The 18,520-nt window shown below is 73.9% G+C and carries 13 protein-coding genes and 1 pseudogene; 11 read left to right on the forward strand and 3 right to left on the reverse strand.

All coding sequences use genetic code 11. The annotated features are described in order from the left end of the window. The first annotated feature begins 88 nt into the window (after positions 1 to 88). On the forward strand, positions 89 to 298 hold the full coding sequence (locus ACLZOT_RS10120) for a helix-turn-helix domain-containing protein (RefSeq protein ID WP_416968443.1): 210 nt from the start codon (positions 89 to 91) through the stop codon (positions 296 to 298). Beyond that, positions 298 to 861 (forward strand): Clp protease N-terminal domain-containing protein, encoded by a 564-nt coding sequence (locus ACLZOT_RS10125; RefSeq protein WP_416968444.1) that lies wholly within the window; start codon positions 298 to 300, stop codon positions 859 to 861. The genes ACLZOT_RS10120 and ACLZOT_RS10125 overlap by 1 nt, the downstream gene beginning before the upstream one ends. Positions 862 to 908: 47 nt before the next feature. Here the strand turns inward: ACLZOT_RS10125 and ACLZOT_RS10130 are convergent, their stop codons facing one another. Next, positions 909 to 1,937, reverse strand: coding sequence for a helix-turn-helix transcriptional regulator (locus ACLZOT_RS10130; RefSeq protein ID WP_416968445.1), 1,029 nt, complete (start codon positions 1,935 to 1,937; stop codon positions 909 to 911). A 1-nt stretch (position 1,938) separates the two neighbouring features. Further along, on the reverse strand, positions 1,939 to 2,934 hold the full coding sequence (locus ACLZOT_RS10135; protein WP_416968446.1) for a DUF4097 family beta strand repeat-containing protein: 996 nt from the start codon (positions 2,932 to 2,934) through the stop codon (positions 1,939 to 1,941). Between the two features lie 149 nt (positions 2,935 to 3,083). Between ACLZOT_RS10135 and ACLZOT_RS10140 the strand changes: the two genes are divergently transcribed. Next, positions 3,084 to 3,911 carry a hypothetical protein gene (locus ACLZOT_RS10140; protein ID WP_416968447.1) on the forward strand — a complete coding sequence of 276 codons (828 nt, stop codon included), beginning with the start codon at positions 3,084 to 3,086 and terminating at the stop codon, positions 3,909 to 3,911. A 34-nt stretch (positions 3,912 to 3,945) separates the two neighbouring features. Here the strand turns inward: ACLZOT_RS10140 and ACLZOT_RS10145 are convergent, their stop codons facing one another. Further along, a complete protein-coding gene (locus ACLZOT_RS10145) occupies positions 3,946 to 4,125 on the reverse strand; it encodes a DUF6104 family protein (RefSeq protein WP_003992906.1) in 180 nt (59 codons plus the stop codon). Between the two features lie 173 nt (positions 4,126 to 4,298). Between ACLZOT_RS10145 and ACLZOT_RS10150 the strand changes: the two are divergent. The 8 genes and pseudogenes from ACLZOT_RS10150 to fxsT form a co-directional block, all read left to right on the forward strand. Continuing rightward, a pseudogene (locus ACLZOT_RS10150) lies at positions 4,299 to 4,775 on the forward strand (CU044_2847 family protein); the annotation flags it as partial. Between the two features lie 1,052 nt (positions 4,776 to 5,827). After that, positions 5,828 to 8,146, forward strand: a complete 2,319-nt coding sequence (locus ACLZOT_RS10155) for a trypsin-like peptidase domain-containing protein (RefSeq protein WP_416968448.1) — start codon at positions 5,828 to 5,830, stop codon at positions 8,144 to 8,146. 121 nt (positions 8,147 to 8,267) lie between these two features. Beyond that, on the forward strand, positions 8,268 to 9,284 hold the full coding sequence (locus ACLZOT_RS10160) for an AAA family ATPase (protein ID WP_416968449.1): 1,017 nt from the start codon (positions 8,268 to 8,270) through the stop codon (positions 9,282 to 9,284). A 6-nt stretch (positions 9,285 to 9,290) separates the two neighbouring features. Then, a complete protein-coding gene (locus tag ACLZOT_RS10165; RefSeq protein WP_416968450.1) occupies positions 9,291 to 12,563 on the forward strand; it encodes an SAV_2336 N-terminal domain-related protein in 3,273 nt (1,090 codons plus the stop codon). Positions 12,564 to 12,578: 15 nt separating this feature from the next. Then, positions 12,579 to 12,731, forward strand: coding sequence for an FxSxx-COOH cyclophane-containing RiPP peptide (gene fxsA / locus ACLZOT_RS10170; RefSeq protein WP_416968451.1), 153 nt, complete (start codon positions 12,579 to 12,581; stop codon positions 12,729 to 12,731). 121 nt (positions 12,732 to 12,852) lie between these two features. Then, positions 12,853 to 14,001, forward strand: a complete 1,149-nt coding sequence (locus ACLZOT_RS10175) for an FxsB family cyclophane-forming radical SAM/SPASM peptide maturase (protein ID WP_416968452.1) — start codon at positions 12,853 to 12,855, stop codon at positions 13,999 to 14,001. Beyond that, on the forward strand, positions 13,998 to 15,350 hold the full coding sequence (locus ACLZOT_RS10180) for an aKG-HExxH-type peptide beta-hydroxylase (protein ID WP_416968453.1): 1,353 nt from the start codon (positions 13,998 to 14,000) through the stop codon (positions 15,348 to 15,350). The genes ACLZOT_RS10175 and ACLZOT_RS10180 overlap by 4 nt, the downstream gene beginning before the upstream one ends. A 154-nt stretch (positions 15,351 to 15,504) precedes the next feature. Next, positions 15,505 to 18,513 carry an FxSxx-COOH system tetratricopeptide repeat protein gene (gene fxsT / locus ACLZOT_RS10185; RefSeq protein WP_416968454.1) on the forward strand — a complete coding sequence of 1,003 codons (3,009 nt, stop codon included), beginning with the start codon at positions 15,505 to 15,507 and terminating at the stop codon, positions 18,511 to 18,513. Positions 18,514 to 18,520 lie beyond the last annotated feature (7 nt).

Below are 18,520 nucleotides of genomic sequence, written 5' to 3' on the forward strand. Positions count from 1 at the left end.
GGGCGGGCCTGGTGGGCTCGCCCCTTTTCGCCGCCCGGGATGTCAACCTCGGTTGACGATAATGCGCTGTCAATGTAAGTTGACACGCATGACCGAAGCTACGGATCTCGCGGCGCGGGCCGGCGATCGCGACCCCAGGATCGGACTGCGCGCCGTCGCCGCCCTGCGCAGACTGCTGGAGCAACTGGAGACCGTGCAGGTGCGCAGCGCACGGGTGCAGGGGTGGTCCTGGCAGGAGATCGCCACGGAACTCGGTGTCAGCAGGCAGGCCGTGCACAAGAAATACGGGAGGCAGTGATGTTCGAACGCTTCACCCAGGACGCCCGTGAAGTGGTACGCGGCGCCGTCGACCGATGCGAAGAGGCCGGCGCGCGGACCATCGGCGTCGAACACCTCCTGCTCACCCTGCTGGAACGCGAGGGCAGCCGGGGAGCCTTCGCCCTGGCCGCCCTCGGCGCCGACCGCTGGCGCGACTCCGTACGGGAGGAACTCGCCGAGGCCCGTCGCCGCGCCGGCCTCTCCCGCGCCGAGGCCGACGCGCTCGCCGGACTCGGGATCGACGTCGCCGAGATCGTCTCCCGGGTGGAGGAGGCGCACGGGGTGGGGGCGCTGTCCGGGGACGGACGGGACAAGGGGTGGTGGAGCGGGCGGCGCTCCTTCGGGCGGGAGGCCAAGGACGTGCTGGAACGGTCGCTGCGGATCGCCGTCGCGCACCGGGACCGGCATATCGGGGACGAGCACATCCTGCTGGCGGTGACCGTCATGCCGGGGGTGTCCGGCGAGGTGCTCGCCGATCGCGGGGTGACCTACGAGGCGCTGACCCGGGTGCTGTACGGCGGGGGTGAGCTGCGGGCGGGGTGAGGGGGCCGCTCGAAAAGGGGCCCGCGTCGAGTGGCGGGCCCCTTCCGTCATGCCTTCGGCTGCCTCAGGAGCGCCTCGATATGGGCCGCCGCCGAGGACAAGTGGCGGCGGGCGTCCTGGAGCTGGTCCGCGGTGACGCCGTGGTCGCGGGCCGCGTCGCGGATGTCGTCCCGGAAGCGGTCGAGGAGGCGGTCGAGGTCGCGGGCGGGGTTGTCGGTGGGGGGCTCGTGGGACCAGGAGGGCTCGTACGTGAACGGGACGTCCTCCGTGGCCGTCGCGTGGTCCCGGGGCTGCGGGCCCGTGCCGAACGTGAAGCCCAGGTCCTTGCCGAAGCCCTTCCCGAAGTCCTTGCCGAAATCGCCGAACTCCTTGGCCAGTTCGGTCAGGCCCTCGCGGACGCCGGTCGGCCAGTCGCCCCGCGAGAAGTGGTCCTGGACCTGCTCCTGGACCCGGCGGGCGATGCGCTGCACCTCCTCCTGGGCCTGCGCGCGGGCGTGGTCCTGCGCCTCCTTGGCCAGCCGGCGGGCGCGCTGGGCCTCGTCACGGGCGCGGCGGCTCTCGTCCTTCGCGCGGCGGGCCTGGTCCTTCCAGCCCTGCTTGACCCGGCGCATCTCCTCCTTCGCCGCCTGCCACGCCTCGTCGTCCTCGGCGTGGGGGCGGTACGCGTCCCCCTCGGCGCCGGTGCCCTCGCGGGCCTGGGTCGCCGCCGCGCGCATCTCCCGGCGGAGGTCGCCGGCCGCGCCCCGGACGTCCGCCTGGATCTCCGCGGCCAGTTCGGCGACCGACTCGCGGATCTCCAGCTCCAGGTCGGCGAGTTCGCCGCTGCGGTCGGCGAGTTCGGCGCGGCCCGCGTCCGTGATCGCGTACACCTTGCGGCCGCCTTCGGTGGTGTGGGTGACCAGGCCCTCGGCCTCCAGCTTGGCCAGGCGGGGGTAGACCGTGCCCGCGGAGGGGGCGTACAGGCCCTGGAAGCGCTCCTCCAGGAGGCGGATCACCTCGTAGCCGTGGCGGGGGGCCTCGTCCAGCAGCTTGAGCAGGTAGAGGCGCAGGCGGCCGTGGGCGAAGACGGGGGGCATGTCAGAGCACCTTCTTGTCGGTGGGGCCGTCGGGGGCGTCGCCGGTGGGGGAGGTCGAGGGGGCTGCGAGGTCGCGGGCGTCCAGCGGGTCCGACGGGTCTGCGGGGTCTGCGGGGTCCGAGGGGTCGTGGACGTCTCGGGGGTCCGACGGGTCCTGCGGGTCCGTGGGGTCCTGGGGCCAGGCGCCGTCCTCCGCGGGGGGCCTGCGCAGGAGGGCGATGGAGCCGGAGACCGTCGTCGCCTTGAGGCGGCCGTTGCCGGAGCCCAGGCGGCCGGTGATGCGCTTGGCGCCCCACTGGCCGCTCACCCGGAGGTCCTCGAAGGCGTTGGAGACCTTGCCGCTGGTGGTGTTGGCCTCGACCGTCGCGTCGGCCGGGTGGGGGAGGCGGATCGCGATCTCGCCCGAGACGTTCGTGAGCGCGATGTCCGTGGGGCCCGCCGTCGGGTCCAGGTCGACGATCATCGAGCCGCTCACCGACTCCGCCTTGACGGAGGAGCCCGCCTCCACGACCGTCAGATCGCCGGAGACCGAGTTGAAGCGCAGGTCGCCGGTGAGTGCCTGGGCCTCCACGCCGCCGGAGACCGTCTCCGCGCGGACCGGGCCGGCCAGGCTCACCAGCGTGATGTCCCCGGTGACGCCCTGGACGCTCGCGCGGCCGTCGATGCCGGAGACCACCGCGGACGCGCTCACCACGCCCAGCGACACCCGCGTGTCCGTCGGGACCGCCAGCGTCACCACCGCGTGCCGCCGCCAGCCCTTGCGGTCGAGCCATTTGAGGAAGCCCTTCCAGGGCAGGTCCTCGTACGTCACCGTCAGGACGCCGTCCCGGTGCGTGACGATCAGCGGCGGGCCCTCGATCTCGGAGACCTCCAGGCGGGCGGAACCTTCGTCGGTGCCCACGACGTTCACCGCTCCGGAGACCAGCCGGACGTTCAGCTCCCGCACCGGCTCGTCGAAGGAGAACTTCCTCAGTTCGGACACGGACCACTCGGGCATGACGCTGACCCCTCCTCCTCGACGACACGCCATATCGCGTCTTCTCCTCTTCACGATATATCGCGCTCGCGAGGAGTCAAGACATATCGAGACACTCTTTCCGGTGGCTCCCGCCGCCCAAAGGTGACGAATTGTCCTACGGTGTGAGCATGTCGCCGACCGAACAGCCCGGCGCGCTGCTGCTGTGCCGGGCCGAACCCGACGCCGTCGCCCCCGCCGCCCACCTGCTGCGCGAACGCATGCTCCTGACCCGAGCCGGGATCGAATGGAGCGTCCTCGTGCCCGAGGGGACGCCCTGGCAGGACGGGAACGAACCCGTCGACCGCGTCCTCACGGGCTGGGCCGCCGCCCTCGCCGTCGGAGCGCCCTGGCCCGTCCTCGCGCTGTGGTGGGACGCCGACCGGTCCGGCTGCGCGCTCGCCTCCGGGTTTCGGCGGCCCGTCGGCTACGACTGGCTCGCGGACGGCACACCCGTCGGCGAGGACGAGGCGATGCGGACGTTCGCCTCGCGCCTCGGGCTCGACCCCGTCTTCGACACGCAGTCCCTGGAGGAGCTGACCCGGGCCGACCCCGCGGTCGACGCGCGCGGGCGCCTGCGGGGGCTGCTCGCCGTCCTCACGCGCGCGGGCGTCGCGCTGCCCGCCGGGATCGTCCCCGGCGAGAGCGCCGAGCGGCTGCGCCGCGGTGCCCTCGACCGGGCCGACGTCCAGCGCGTCGAGTGGGGCGGGTGGCGGGAGACCGTGCGCGCGGAGATCGACGCCGTCGAACGCAGTCCCCTCGGGCCCTGGCTGCCCTGGACCGGCAGCCCCCGCGCGCGGGCGCTCGCCGTCGTCCAGGCCGGCGTCGGCCTGCCGCTCGCCCTGTGGGGCGTACGGCGCCGCAGCGCGGGCTGGGCCGCCGCCGGGGCGCTGCTCCTCGGGCACGGGGTGCTGGGGCTCAGGGGCGGGAACCGGCGGGCGATGCCGGTCGTTACGTGAGGAACCGGGCGGGGTCCGCTACTCGTCCCCCCGTCTACTCGTCGTCCTCGTCGTCGAGGCGGGCCAGCCAGGTCGCGAGACGTTCCACCGGTACCTCGAAGTCCGGGTTGAGGTCGACGAAGGTGCGGAGCTGTTCGGCGAGCCACTCGAAGGTGACTTCCTCCTCGCCGCGCCGCTTCTCCAGTTCCTCGATGCCGCGGTCGGTGAAGTACATGGATCGTGCTCCGTGGGTGGGTTCGTCGGGGTTGGGAAGTGCCACCGGGGGAATGAGCTTGTTTCCCACGTGCGGACCGCGAAGGGGCCGTGGGGGCACAGGGCAAGGATAGGCTGCCGGTCCTGGCGTCGGGCGGGCGGAAGCAGGGGGAACGCGGCAGCGGGGGGAGCGCCATGAGCCAGGAGACCGAGCAGGCGGGACGCGACGTGACGCGCGTCGCACGCGTCGCGCTGCCGGACGGTACGCCCGTGTGGGCACGGATCTCCGGTACGGGGGAGCTGCGCGTGCCCGCCGCCCCACCGGGTCAACTCTCCTACAGCGACACGGGGTTCACCGAACGCGTCGAAGCCGGCGTCGAGAGCCTCCACTCCCTCATCACCGGCGTCGCCCACTCCCTCGCGGGCCCGCTGCGCGCGGTCCGCCCCGACGAGGCCAGCATCGAATTCGGCATCGAACTCACGGCCAAGGCGGGCAAGGTGGTCGGCCTCCTCGCGGACGGCGAGGCGAAGGCGGCGATCACGGTGACACTGACGTGGGGAGCGGGCGGCCCCCCGTCCCCGACGGCACCCCCGAACGCCCCCTCGCCCCCGAACGCCCCTCAGAACGACCCCCAACCCCCGACACCACCCCAGGGCACACCCTCGAACTCCGGGGCAGACACACATCCCACACCGACGAACGGCACCCCACCACCCACGTCGAACGGCACACCCTCGGGAAGCCTGGGAGGAGAACCGAGTGCCCCTGCGGGAGGGGCGAGGGGGGTGTCCGGCGAGCCGGTGGGGGGAGCGCGGGGGGAGCGGGCGAGTGGCGGGTTTTCGAGGCCGGGGAGTGCCGCCCTCTCGCCGGGGGCGGATGGCGTTCCCCGCGGTCCGGCAGGCGATGAGGGCTCAGGGCGGGGGCGTGGGGTTTCCTGGGCCTCGGCGGACGGGCGACCGGGTGGTGCGGTCCGTGCGGCAACGGGTGGTGGAGCTTCTGCCGCGGAGGCTCGTAGTGGCTCGGGGCGGTTCGGCGGGGGTGCTTCGGTGTGTGCCCGGGGCGCGTGCTCGGCTCCGGGGGGCGCTGTCAGCCGTGACGTTTCCGCAGGGTGGGAGGAAGGGGGCGCTGCCCTGAAGGCGGAGTGTGGTGGGGGTCTGCCCACGTCGTTCAGCCACTGCGAGGCGTACGGCGCCTGTGTGTTCCCCTCCGGACACGTCGCTGAGGGACTCGCTCCCGGGACCACCGGTTCCGCGACGCCAGCCCCTGACACCCCCTCAGGACCCCCCCTCTCACTCCTCCGCACCCCAAGACCTGCCTTCCCCAGGCCACCGACCTCAGCTCCCGTTCCTTCGCCCCCCGGCTCCCCGGCCCTCGGCCTCCCGGCAGCTCCCGGCTCTCCAGCTCCCGCCCCGGCCCCCGAGCGCGCGGCCGTACCCGCTCTCACCCCTCCTCGCTCCTCAACCTCCACCCCCGGAGCAACCCACTCTCCTCCCGACTCCCCGACCTCCACCGAACCTCCGACCCTGACCCCCCGCCCGCGCGATGCCCTCGTTCGTCGGTTCTCACCCCCGCAGGGCGATGCACCGCCCGGCGCGCTGGGGCATGGGGGCGGTGGGGGCCGGGGTGTCGGGGGGTGGGTGTGAACGGGGGGCGCGTCGGGGGCGCGTCTGATGGGGGAGATGCCGCCCGGCGTGCACTTCGTGGGCTCGTTGTCGCGGCTACTGTGCGCATTCACCGCAGCGGGGGCGGGTATGAGATCGATGAGGTCGGCAGTTTTCTCGGGAGTGGGTTCTTCGTCGCTCCCAATTGGGTGTTGACCTGCGCACATGTTGCCTGCGGCGGGGAGGGGGGCGAGGTCGTGGTGGTCTGTCAGAGCTCGCCCGGCGCCGAGGCCCGCACCGTACGCGGGCGGGTCGCCGCGACGGTGCCGGAGCGGCCGGAGCGGATGCCGCTCTCGGGGAACTGGCCCGCACCGGACCTCGCGCTCGTCCAGCTCGCCGAACCGGTCGACGACCACGAGTGCGCGTACGTCTCCGAACGCCCCGCCGCCTACTTCGGCGAGGGCCGGGTGCTGTACGCGGGCTGGACCGTCAGCGAGGGACGCCTCCAGGTCCTCGACGGCACGCTCTCCGTCCAGGGCACGATCGGCGGCTGGAACTCCGACGTACAGATGCGCCTCGGCGACAACGACCTGCCGTACGGCGTGTCGGGCGGGCCGGTGATCGATCTCGCGCGCGGGGAGGTCATCGGCGTGCTCAAGGCGCGCTCGGACCACCGTCCGGGCGGCACGTCGACCGGCATCGAGCAGGTGCGCACCCTGCGCGTGCCCGCGGGGAAGATCACCGCCGAGCACGACGACCTGTACCAGGCGGTGTTCCACGCGCACGACCGCTACCACCGGGACCGGCAGCGGCACCCCTCCGCGCGGGCCCGGACCTGGACGGACGTCCAGGGCAGCCTGGGCGCGCGGCCGGGCCGTACGCTCAGCCCCGACGAGCGCGTCCAGCTGCTGGGCCGGCTCGCCGACCTGCCGCCGCCCGCGAGCACGCGCGCGCTGCTCGACATCCTGGACTCCCTGCCGGACCTCCAGGGCCCGCCGCCGCTGCCCGCGCCGCGCGCCTGGCGCGACGGGCTCGGCACTCTGTACGAGAGCGCGCGGGACGACAGCGCCCTCGAACTCGTCCTGGACTACGCGATGCGCGTGCTGTCCGCCGACCGCCCCTTCACCTCCGCGACGACCTCCGAGGCCGAGGACTCCCTCTGGTCCTGGATCTGGCAGTCCGCGGGCCGCCTCTCCGGCCGCTACCGCGCGAGCCTCGCCGAACAGCACACGGACTTCCTCCGCGACCGCCGCGCCCGCGAGAACGGCCAGGGCACGGGGACGAGGCACGGGCCCGCGCACGAGCACGAGGCCGTGCTCGGGGGCTCCGGAGCGGCTCCGGGGCAGGGCACAGGCGCGGGGACACGCACAGGGACCGGGCGACGGGCCCCGGAAGCAGCCTCCTCGCCCGGCACCGACACCAGGACCGCCCCACGGCCGGGCGCCGACACGAACACGGCCCCCGAGACAGGGCCCACGGCGCCCGCGACCACGTACGGGGCCGGCGCACCCGCCCCCGAGACGCCCCCGCCACCCGGCGCACACCCCCCGCACCCCAACGGCACCCCCCACCCCACCCCGGCGACCGTCCACGCACCCCGGGCCCCCCGCCCCGCCTCCGCCGTGCTCCTTGGGATCCTGCCCCGCCCCTGGGAGCCCGACCGCTGTGACTGGACGGTCTCCGTGCTGCATGCCGACGGTGGGGCCGACCCCCTGCCGGGCGCGGAGCGGACGCGGCTCGGGGAGTTGCCGGAGCGGGTCGCGGGGGTGCTCGCGGAGGCGTTCCGGCGGTGTGACGAGCCAGGCCGCCCGGCGGTGCTGCAGGTCGCCGTGCCGCACGGGCTGCTGGGTCTTGAGGTGGACGCCTGGCGGCTGGGGGAGGAGCCGCTCGGGACGGCACGGCCGGTGGTCGTACGGGCCGCCGACCGGGAGCAGCTGGCCGACGACATGGGCGGCATGGACGACGAGGAGTGGTCGGACGCGCAGGAGGAGCGCGGAGCGCGCTGGCGCCGCCTGCACGCGCACCGCGCGCAGGCCGAACTCCTGGACTGCGCCGACGGCTTGCGGGTACCCGTCCCGTCGGTGGAGAAGCTGCGCTCCCTCGCGTACGGCACCGTCCCGGTGCTGTGCCGCTACGGCGACCACCGCTTCGAGGACGACGCGGCGGCGCTCGCGCGGATCGTGCACGGCGGGTACGGCGTAGCCCTGTGGCGGCGCGGGAGGACCCGCCCGGACACGGTGTGCGGGGAGTTCCACCGGGGCAGCGTCGACGAGATCGCCCGCCCGTCGAGCGCGGCACGCCTGCCCGAGGCCGTGCACGACCTCAGGGTCCGGCTGAGCAAGGGCCGGGGCGAGACGTTCTGGGCGGCCGGGGTGGCGCTGCTGTACGACGATCCGCACCAGCCCCTGCCGGGGACGGGCGATCTGCTGGAGGCGCCGTGACGCCCCGCCGGGAACCCCGTCCGGGGATGCGGCACAGGCCCTTACCAGCGCCCCCCTGGCATCGATACCGTGAGCACGGCCGTACGCGCCCGGTGAGTGGACGAGTGACGAGGACCGGATCATGACCGAATCCAGCGAGTGGCTCATCTACCGGGGCGCCGGCGAACCCCACGACGGCATCGAGCGGCTGCCCGCGCCACCGCCCTGGCGCGACTTCGCGGGCCGGGACACACCGGACGAGGGCTCCGAGGACCGCCGGCTGGGCGCGCACCGCCACCTCGCGGAGCTGCACCGGCCCGGCGCGGAGGAGCTGGAGATGATCAACGCGGCGCTGTACCTGCGCCGCCCGCTCCTGGTCACCGGCAGCCCCGGCGCGGGCAAGAGCACGCTCGCGCACTCGGTGGCGTACGAACTCGGTCTCGGCAGCGTCCTGCGCTGGTCCATCGTCAGCCGCTCCGCCCTCCAGGACGGGCTGTACCACTACGACGCCATCGCGCGCCTCCAGGACGTCCAGATCGCCGCGCAGGGCGGATTCGGCAGGGCGGCGGGCTCGCCCGGGGCCGTGGAGGGGATCGGGAGCTACATCCGGCTCGGGCCGCTCGGCACGGCGCTGCTGCCGTCGGACACACCGCGCGTGCTGCTCATCGACGAGCTGGACAAGAGCGATATCGACCTGCCGAACGACCTCCTGAACGTCCTGGAGGAAGGGGAGTTCGCGATACCGGAGCTGGAGCGGATCGCCGACCGGCTGCCGGGCGGGGAGGCCGAGGTGCTGACGGCGGACGGGGTGAAGGTCCGCGTCAAGGACGGGCGGGTACGGTGCCGGGCGTTCCCCTTCGTCGTCCTCACCAGCAACGGCGAGCGCGACTTCCCGGCGCCCCTGATGCGCCGCTGCATCCACCTGGAGCTGGGCCGCCCCGACCACAACCGGCTCGCCACGTTCGTGCGGGCGCACCTCGGTGACGAGGCCGCGCGCGTGGGCGACGACCTGATCACCCACTTCCTGGAGCGCTCCCGCAGCGAACTCCTCGCCGCCGACCAGCTGTTGAACGCGATCTACCTGACGGACGCCGCCGCCCCGCCCAGTCGCGACCGCCTCGCCGACCTCCTCATCCAGCGCCTCGACCGCCCGAGGTGACGGCCGATGCCCGACGCGACCCCCCGCCACGGCCCCGACGACACCACCCCTCCCGGCTCCCCCGACACTCCCGCCCACGACCCCCTCGCCGAGCTGATCGCCCGCCTGCGCACCGCCGGACTCGACCCCGATCACCGGCAGTTGAGCGACGCCCTGTGGCTGGCCCGCTTCACGCGCCGCCCCGCCGCGCCGGACGCCCCCGACGGAGCCGCGCCCGAAGTCGCGGGCCGGCTGGGGGAGTTGCCGCAGGGCACTGCCCGTACGGAGCCGCCCGGGCCGGCCGCGGAAACGCAACGCCCCCCGAAGCGGCCCGTGCTGGACGGGCAGGTCAGTCTGTATCCGATGCCGCCGAACGTCCCGAAGGCCCGGGCGGGGGCGCTGCCGATCGGTGTTCCCGCCGCCCCCGTGCTGCCCGCGCCGCTCGAACTCCAGCGCGCATTGCGGAGGTTGCAGGGGTACCGCAGCCCGGCGCCCCCGCTGCGGACCGCGCTGGACGAGGCGGCGACGGCCGAACTCAGCGCCCAGGCGGGCGGGTTGATCATCCCGGTGCACCGGGCGGTCACCCGGCGCGACGCCCGGCTCCAGCTCGTCCTGGACGCCTCCTCGTCGATGCGGGTCTGGCACCGCATGTTCGACGAACTGGAGCAGGTCTTCGGCCAGTTGGGCGCCTTCTCGGACATCCAGGTGAGCTTCCTGCACCAGGGCCCCGACGGCGAGCCCGGGGTGAGCCGCAGCCCGGAGCCACAGGTCGCGCCGCTGCACTCGGCGGAGCGGCTGAGCGACCCGACGGGCCGGCGGATCGTGGTCCTGGTGAGCGACTGCGCGGGCCCCCTGTGGCACAGCGGCCGGGCGCACCGCCTGCTGCACCACCTGTCGGGCCAGGGCCCGGTCGCCGTCCTGCAGCCCCTCCCGCAGCGCATGTGGGCCCGCACCCGGCTCCCGGTCACCTTCGGCGAGCTGAGCCGCGCGGAGACCTTCGGCGGCGCCCTGCGCGTGCGCACGGCCGGCGAGGTCCGCAAGCCGGGCGCGCTGCCCGTGCCGGTGCTGCCGCCCGAGCCGGTCGCGCTCGGCGCCTGGGCCCGTCTCCTGTCGGGCTCGGGCTCGGGTCCCGTACCCGGCGCGGTCGGCTGGGTCCGCGCCGACCAGCGCCCCGCCCCGCCCGCGCGGGCCGACCGGCGGCGTACGGGACTTGAGCGGGTCAGCCGGTTCAGCGCGAGCGCCTCGCCGACCGCCGGACGCCTCGCCGTGTACCTCGCGGCGGCGCCCCTGTGCCTGCCGGTGATGCAGCTCGTGCAGCGCACGATGCTCCCCGGCTCGGGGCCCGCCGAACTCGCCGAGGTCCTGGTCGGCGGCCTGGTCAGCCGGTCCGGCGAGGACCATCCGGGGGACGGCGCGCAGTGGTACGAGATCGAGCCGGACATCCGTGACGCCCTCCTGTCGAGGCTCGGCCGCGACGAGGCGATGCTCGTCCTCAAGCACACCTCGGAGTACATCGAGCAGCGCTTCGGCAAGGGCGGCCCCAACTTCCCGGCGCTCGCGCTGGCCCAGCTCGGCGACGGAGGCTCGGGACGGCCGTACGCGCCCGGCGACGACGGCGGCGCACCGCCGGTGCCGCAGCCGTTCGCCGAGGTCGCCGCGCGGGTGCTGAGGCGGTTCATGCCGCTGCCCGTGAGCTACGAACAGGTCGGCGCCGGGGCCGTCGTGGAGCGGCGTACGCACCCCGTGGTGGTGCGCGCCCGCGCGCTCATCGGGCGCTTCGACCGCGACGGCATGATCCAGGACGCCATCGACGCCGTGCAGTTGCTGCGCGGCGCCACCGAACGCGACGAACAGGCCGCCGCCGACCCCGAGTTGTGGGCCGAGTACGCGCACTGCACGCTGCGCCTGTGGGAGGTGCAGGGCGGCGACGACCTGCTGCGCAAGGCCGAGCAGGCCGCCGAACGCGCCGTCGCGCACCCCCGCGCCCTGCACGAACGCGCCGTGCTGGCCCGGGTGTTGCACGCCTCCGCCGGGGACCGCAGACGGCGCGGCGACCTGCCCGCCGCCCTCGACCTGCTCTCCCGCGCCGACCGCGAGTACGCCGTCGCCTGCGCCGCGCCCGGACTCGGCGAGAACGAGGCCCTCAAACTCACCCTGGAGCGCGTGCGCGCCCTGGAGGAGCAGTGGCGGCTCGGCAAGGACAGCGCCCTCCTCCAGGTCTCCGTCGGCATGCTGGAGGCGTTCGCCGACGTCTGGCCCGACCGGCGCACCCGCCCGCCCGAACTGCCCCTCGTGCACGGCCGGATCCTCCTGCTGCTGTCCGGCGCCACCGCCGACCCCGATCAGGCCCGCCGCTACGCCGAACAGGCCGCCCGCTCCCTGACCGCCGCCCTCGACACCACCCCCGCACCCGACACCCCGGACGAGATCCGCGCGCGCGTACGCGTCCTCCTCGACCTGACCGACGCCCTCCTCGGCGCGGGCGGCCCCCTCGACGACGTACAGGCCCGCGTCGACGAGGCGCTGGCGCTCGTCCGCGAACAGGCCCAGCGTGCCGCCCTCGCGGTGCGGGCCGGGCGGGTGGCCGTCGCCCGGTACGGCGAATCCGGGCTCGCCGCCGACCTGGAGCGGGCCGCCGGGCACTTCGACCGGGCCGCGCAGCGCGTGCCCCGCGACTCCGCCGCGCACGCCGACGTCCTCGCCGAGTGGGGCGAGGCCCTGCTGAGACTCGCCGCGACCGGCGACCGGTACGCCCTGTCCCGGGCCATCCGCGTCCTGCGCGACTGCCGCATGGAGACCTCGGCGGGCAGCACCCGCCTCTCCCACCGCCTCCTGCTGCTCGGCCGCGCCCTGATGCTGCGCTACCGCTCCCGCGGCGACCGCGTCGACCTGCGCGAGGCCGAGCACCTCTTCGGGCTCGCCGCCGACGAGGCCGACGACCCGCTGCTCGCCGCGCACTGCCTCCTGGACCTCGGGCAGGTCCAGTACGAGGCGTACCGCAGCCTGCGCCGGCCGGCCCGCCTCGACCTCGCCGTGGACGCCTTCCGGGACGCGGCTCAATCGGCCCGCGAGGCCGAGGAGTTGGCCGGTACCGAGCGGCGCCGCCAGGAATGTGTCCGCGCTCGCGCGCAGGCGCACCACTGGCGGGGTATGTCCTACGAAGCGGCCACCAGGCCCCGCGCGGCCCGCGATGCTTACCGCGCGGCGCGGGCCGAGTGGGCGCGGCTGCCCGAGGACAGCGTCGTCCCGGACCGGCCGACACCGCAGGACACGGCCGAGCGCCTGGCGGCGCTGGAATGACCTGAAGGGGACACCGTGGACCACGAGGACCTGCCCGATCTGCTCACTCTGGATCTGGAGGAGCTGAGGAACACCGACCACCCGGTGCTGCGTGAACTTCTCGCCGACCTCACGGACCGGGCCGCCGGGCCGGCTGAGATGTTCTGGGGACACAGCAGCGCGCTGTGACCTGAACCTTTCGGTCGATCTACCCGTGTGAACCGGTCAAATTCCGTCCGGCGGGGTGTGTCCGGAGCCGGATCGCGGGAACACGCGTGATGGACAGCCGCGCACGCATGGGGGGTGCAGAGTGACTGGACGCCTGGCCGCTCCCGTGCAACTCGCCGTCCCGTTCCGGCAGTTCATTGTCAAAGTGCACGGCCGCTGCAACCTCGCCTGCACCTACTGCTACCTCTACGAGGGTCCCGACAGCACGTGGCGCACCCGCCCCCGGCGAGCCTCCGAGGACATCCTCGACCGTACGGCGGACCGCATCGCCGAACATGCCCGCACCCATGAACTCGCCGAGATCTCCCTGGTGCTGCACGGCGGCGAACCCCTCCTCGCGGGCACCGGCACGCTCGCCCGCTTCACCGACCGGGTCCGGGTGCGCGTGCCGGACCACTGTGCGGTCCGGCCGGTCGTCCAGACCAACGCCACCCTCCTCACCGAGCCCCGCCTCGCCGCCCTCGCCGCCGCCGGCATCCGGGTCGGCGTCAGCCTCGACGGCGGCACCGCCGCGCACAACACCCGCCGCGTCGACCACGCCGGACGCCCCTCCTGGCCCGCCGCCGTACGCGGCACCCGGCTCCTCGCCGAGCGGTTCCCCGAGGCGTACGGCGGCATCCTGACGGTCGTCGACCCGACGCTCGACCCGGTCCGGACGTACGACTCGCTCGTCGAACTCCGGCCACCCACCCTCGACCTGCTGCTCCCGCACGGCAACTGGTCGGCCCCGCCCCACCACTTGGGCCGGTACGGCGAGTGGCTCAGTGCTGTCTTCGACCGCTGGTGGGACACCGGGCGGCGGGAGGCCCACGTCCGGCTCTTCGAGGCATGTCTCGCCCTGTTGCTGGGCCAGGACGCCGGTATCGAGGCGCTCGGCCTCGCCCCCTTCGACTCCGTCGTCGTCGAGACCGACGGGACCATCGAGCAGACCGACGCCCTCAAGTCGGCGTACGACGGCGCCGCCCGCACCGGACTCGACGTCCACCGCCACTCCTTCGACGACGCGCTGCGCCACCCGGCGGTCGCCGACCGGCAGGCGGGTGCGGCGGCGCTGGCCGGCCAGTGCCGGAGCTGTCCCCTGCTGCGGGTCTGCGGCGGCGGCCACTACGCCCACCGCTACCGCGCCGGGCACGGCTTCCGCAATCCGTCCGTGTACTGCGCCGACCTCCAGCACTTCATCCGGCATGTGGCCGACCGGCTCGCCGCCGTCACCGGGAAGGGGGCGCCGTGACCCTCTCCGACGCAGCCGTCGCCGCCCTCGGCCGCACCGGCGCCGACCCCGAGACCCTCGGCCTCCTCGTCCGTGACCAGCACCGCCGCCAACTGCTGGTCATACGCGCCGCGCTGGATGCGACAGGCGATCAACTACAGGACGCCTGGGACCTGTTGACGCAGGCCGACAGAGCCGCGTCCGCGCGGAGGGCCGCCGAACCGGCTCGCTCCGTCACCCCCGTCCGCGCCCGCCTCCTGCACCCCCTCACCGGCTCCTGGGCCTGGCACACACTCCGCAACCCCGGACAGCCGCAGGCCCTCGGACACCTGGGGGCGATCGCCGCCGCCTGCGCGGTACGGGCCGGACTCGACTTCACGCTCCGCACCACGGCGTACGGCGGGATGCTCGTCCTGCCGTCCCTCGGAGCGCTGCGGACCGAGGGGGAGGCCGAAGTCGCTTATCGGAGTGGGAAGGTGACGATCCGTCAGGCCGGTGAGCTCGACGTCACCGTACATCCGGAACCCGACGCCGGGGCCTGGTCCGCCTCGGGCGCCTGGCTGCCGGCGCACGCGCTGCCCGGCCTGGTGCCCGGCGCGCCGCTGGTACCGCTGGAGGACCTCGACCCGTACCGCACGGCCCGATCGCCGCGCGGCCGGGCCGGGTTGGGGGAGGCGGTGGTGCTGGACGACACCGGGCGCAAGCGGTGGGCGCAGGTGTGGTCCGGTGCGGGGGAGGCGCTGCGGACCGGCGGGGAGCACCGGGTGCGGGAGGTGCTGACACTGCTGCGCTGCCTGGTGCCGCTCACCGCGCCGCCCGACATCTCCGCCGCGCGCGGGACGAGCAGCGCGACCCGGCGGGAGGCGTTCGGAGCGCTGCTCAGCAGCATTCCCCCCGGACCGGTGTCGTTCGCCTCGACCATCGTCCACGAACTGCACCACGCCAAACTCTCCGCGCTCTCCGAGATGGTGACACTCCATCAAGCGAGCGCTGAAGAACGGTACTTCGCGCCCTGGCGGCAGGACCCCCGCCCCTTCGAGGGCCTCCTCCAGGGCGCCTACTCCCACCTCGCGATCGCCGACTACCAGCAGCGCCTCGCCCTCACCGACCCCGCGCACCGCGAGCGGGCCTGGACCGAGCACGCCCGCTGCCACGCCATGGTCGGCGCGGCCCTGCCCGCGCTCGTCGGATCACCCGATCTCACCGTCCGGGGACGGCTGTTCGTCGACGCGATGGCCGACACCCACGAGCGCATGCGCGACCGTCCGGCACCCCGGGGCCAGCAGGCGCGCGCCCAGGCGTACGTGCACGCCGCCCGCACGCTGTGGACACAACGGCACGCTTCCGCCCAGGGACGCCCGAACGAGTGAGGGGACGGAGGACGAGTGGTCAAACACCCGCGCGCGTACGGGCTCCTGCGCGAAGATCTCCCTGCCCGGACGTCCGCTCGCCGTCTCCCGGAACCTTACGGGCGGCGCGCCGAGGCCCTACGATTTTTCCTGGAACGACGCGTTGGAGGCCGCCTTGTCTGGAGCCCGCACACCGGTCAGGTCCACCGAGAGGGGGACCCCACGGCCGACCGTCACGATCAGCTACGCGGGTTTCAACCGGGCCTGGGCCGCCTGGATCGCCGACCGTCTGGAGCGCAACGGCGTCCGGGTCGTGCTGGTCCGCTGGGACGCTCCTCCCGAGGTGCCGCTGCCGGACCTGCTGAGTGACCTGATGCTCTCCGGGGGCCGCATCCTGGTCCTGGTCAGCGAGTGGTACTTCCAGCTCGGCCCGCGCAGCCACGAGGAGTGGAACGCGGCGCTGCGCGAGGTCGTCGCCCCCGACCCGTCCCGCTTCGCCGCCGTCTCCCTCACCAACGCCCCCCTCCCGCAGGCCGTGACGGTCCTCGCCCCGGAGAACCTCACCAACCTCGGCGCCGACGAGGCCGAACGCCGCCTCTTCGACCGCCTCGACCTGCCCTACGACCCGCACGCGAACGGCGTCGACGGCCGGCGCGGACCCCGCTTCCCCGCCGCGATGCCCGACGTCTGGGGCGGCGTACCCCGCCGCAATACCCGCTTCACCGGCCGCGAGCCGTTCCTCAACGACATCCACCACATCCTCCAGGGCGCCGAACCCGGCGCGGGCGTCGTCACCCTGCACGGCATGTCCGGCGTCGGCAAGACCCAGCTCGCCACCGAGTACGTCTACCGGTTCGGCTCCCAGTACGACGTCGTCTGGTGGGTCAACGCCGACAAACGCGTCACCTACCGGCGCTTCCTCGCCGAACTCGCCCCCAAGCTCGACCTCCAGACCGGCCAGGAGTACGGCGAGCGGCTGCGCGCCGTCCGCGACGCCCTGCGCCGGGGCGAGCCGTACTCCCGCTGGCTGCTCGTCCTCGACGGTGCCGACGAGCCCGACCAGATCTGGGACCTCCTGCCGACCGGACCCGGACACGTCCTGATCACCTCCCGCAACCCCGAATGGTCCGAGCACAACAGCCAGTTGGTGGAGATCCCGGTCTACTCCCGGGACGAGTCCGTGGCCTTCGTACGGCGCCGCGCGCCCCGCCTCACCGAGACCGAGGCCGACCAGCTCGCCGAGGCCCTGGAGGACCTGCCGCTGCTCCTCGACCAGACCGCCGGCTGGCTCAACGACTCCGACCTGTCCGTACGCGACTACATCTCCCTCCTGGAGGGCGGCATCGACTCCGACGTCGTCAAGGTCTCCGCGGACTTCCCCGTCGCCTTCCAGACCGCGTGGTCGATACTGCTGAACAAACTCCGCGAGACCGTCCCCGAGTCCGTCGACCTGCTTCGGCTGTGCACGTTCTTCGCGCCCGGCTTCATCCCCGTACGCCTCCTGCGCGACCTGCCGGGCGACGAACTCCCCGAACAGGTCGCCGGGTTGGTCAACGACCCGCTGCTGTGGAACAAGGCGATCAACCAGCTCCGCCAGTACTCCGTCGTCCGCCTGGAGTCCCACGAGGTCTCCCTCGACGAACCCGCCACCACCGGCGACTCCCTCTACCTGCACCGCATGGTCCACCAGATCGTCCACAAGGACATGCCGGAGGGCGACCGCGCCGAGTTCATCGACGTCGTACGCCGCGCCCTCGCGCTCGCCGACCCGCGCCGCCCCACCGACACCCGGATGTGGCCGCTGTACGCGGAGATCGTGCCCCACCTGAAGTACGCGGACGTCCTGCGCACTCGCGACCCCGAGGTGCAGCGCCTCGTCCTCAACTGCCTGCGCTACATGTACCTCTCCGGCGAGTACCGGGCCGGCACGAAGCTCGCGCGGCGCGCGATGGAGGCATGGAGCGAACTCCTCGGCGAGACCCACCCGCGGATCTGGGACCTGTCGTACCACTACTCCAACCTGCTGAGGTCGAGCGGCGACTACGCGGGCAGCGAGGCGCTCAACCGGACCGCCGCCGAGCACCTGCGCCAGGAGCGCGGACTACAGGATCTCGAACATCTCCGGGCCGCGAACGGACTCGGCGGGGACCTGCGGGGTCTCGCCCGGTACGACGAGTCCCTGGAACTGTCCCAGTGGGTCCTCGCCGCCTACCGTGACCTGCTCGGCGACCAGGACTCCCGCACCCTCAACGCGATCAACAACCTCGCCGTGTCGCTGCGGCTGCTCGGCCGGTACGAGGAGGCACTCGACACCGACCGCAGGGCCTGGGAGGCACGCCGCAACCTGCTGCGCGCCCGGCACCCCTGGACCCTGCAGTCCGAGCTGTCGTACGCGGTCGACCTGCGCCTGCTCGGCCGGTACGCCGAGGCCGAATCGGTGCAGGCGCGCAACGTCGACGAGTACCGGATCGTCATGGGCGACGACAACCCGATGACCCTGTACGCCGAGCACAACCTCGCCATGTGCCTCTACCGCACCGGCAACCGCGACGCGGCGGGACCCCTCTTCGCGAGCGTCCTCGAACGCGGTGAGCGCGTCCTCGGCGAGAACTCCCCGACCACCCTCATCTCCGCCATCGCCCAGAGCTGCTTCATCCGCGAGCACGGCGACATCGACGAGGCCCGCGAGCTCAGCGAGTCCATCGTCGCCCGCTACGAGCTCACTCTGGTCGACACCCACCCCTTCCTCGTCGGCGCCCGCGCCAACCAGGCGCTCATCCTGCGCAACGTCGGCGAACGCGACCACGCCCACGCGATCCTGGAACAGGCGCTGACCGACATGACCGCGGGCCTCGGCGCCACCCACCCCTGGACCCTCGGCACCGCCCTCAACGCCGCCGCCCTGCGCAACCTCGTCGGCGACACGGAGTCGGCGGAGAGCCTCAGCCGCGCCCTGATCACGAACGCGACCGAGTCCCTCGGCCGTACCCACCCCCTCACGCTCGCCGCCCGCGTCGCCCACTCCGCCGACCTGCGCAACCTCCGCGAACGCCGCCAGGCCGAGAAGGTCGAGCAGGAGGCCCTCGCCGACTTCGAGGCCACCCTCGGCCGCCAGCACCCCCACACGATCTCGGCCCGCTCCCGGATCCGGCCCTACTGGGACTTCGAACCGCTGCTGAACTGACCCGGGG

The organism is Streptomyces sp. 4F14 (assembly GCF_048159485.1).
GTDB lineage: Bacteria > Actinomycetota > Actinomycetes > Streptomycetales > Streptomycetaceae > Streptomyces.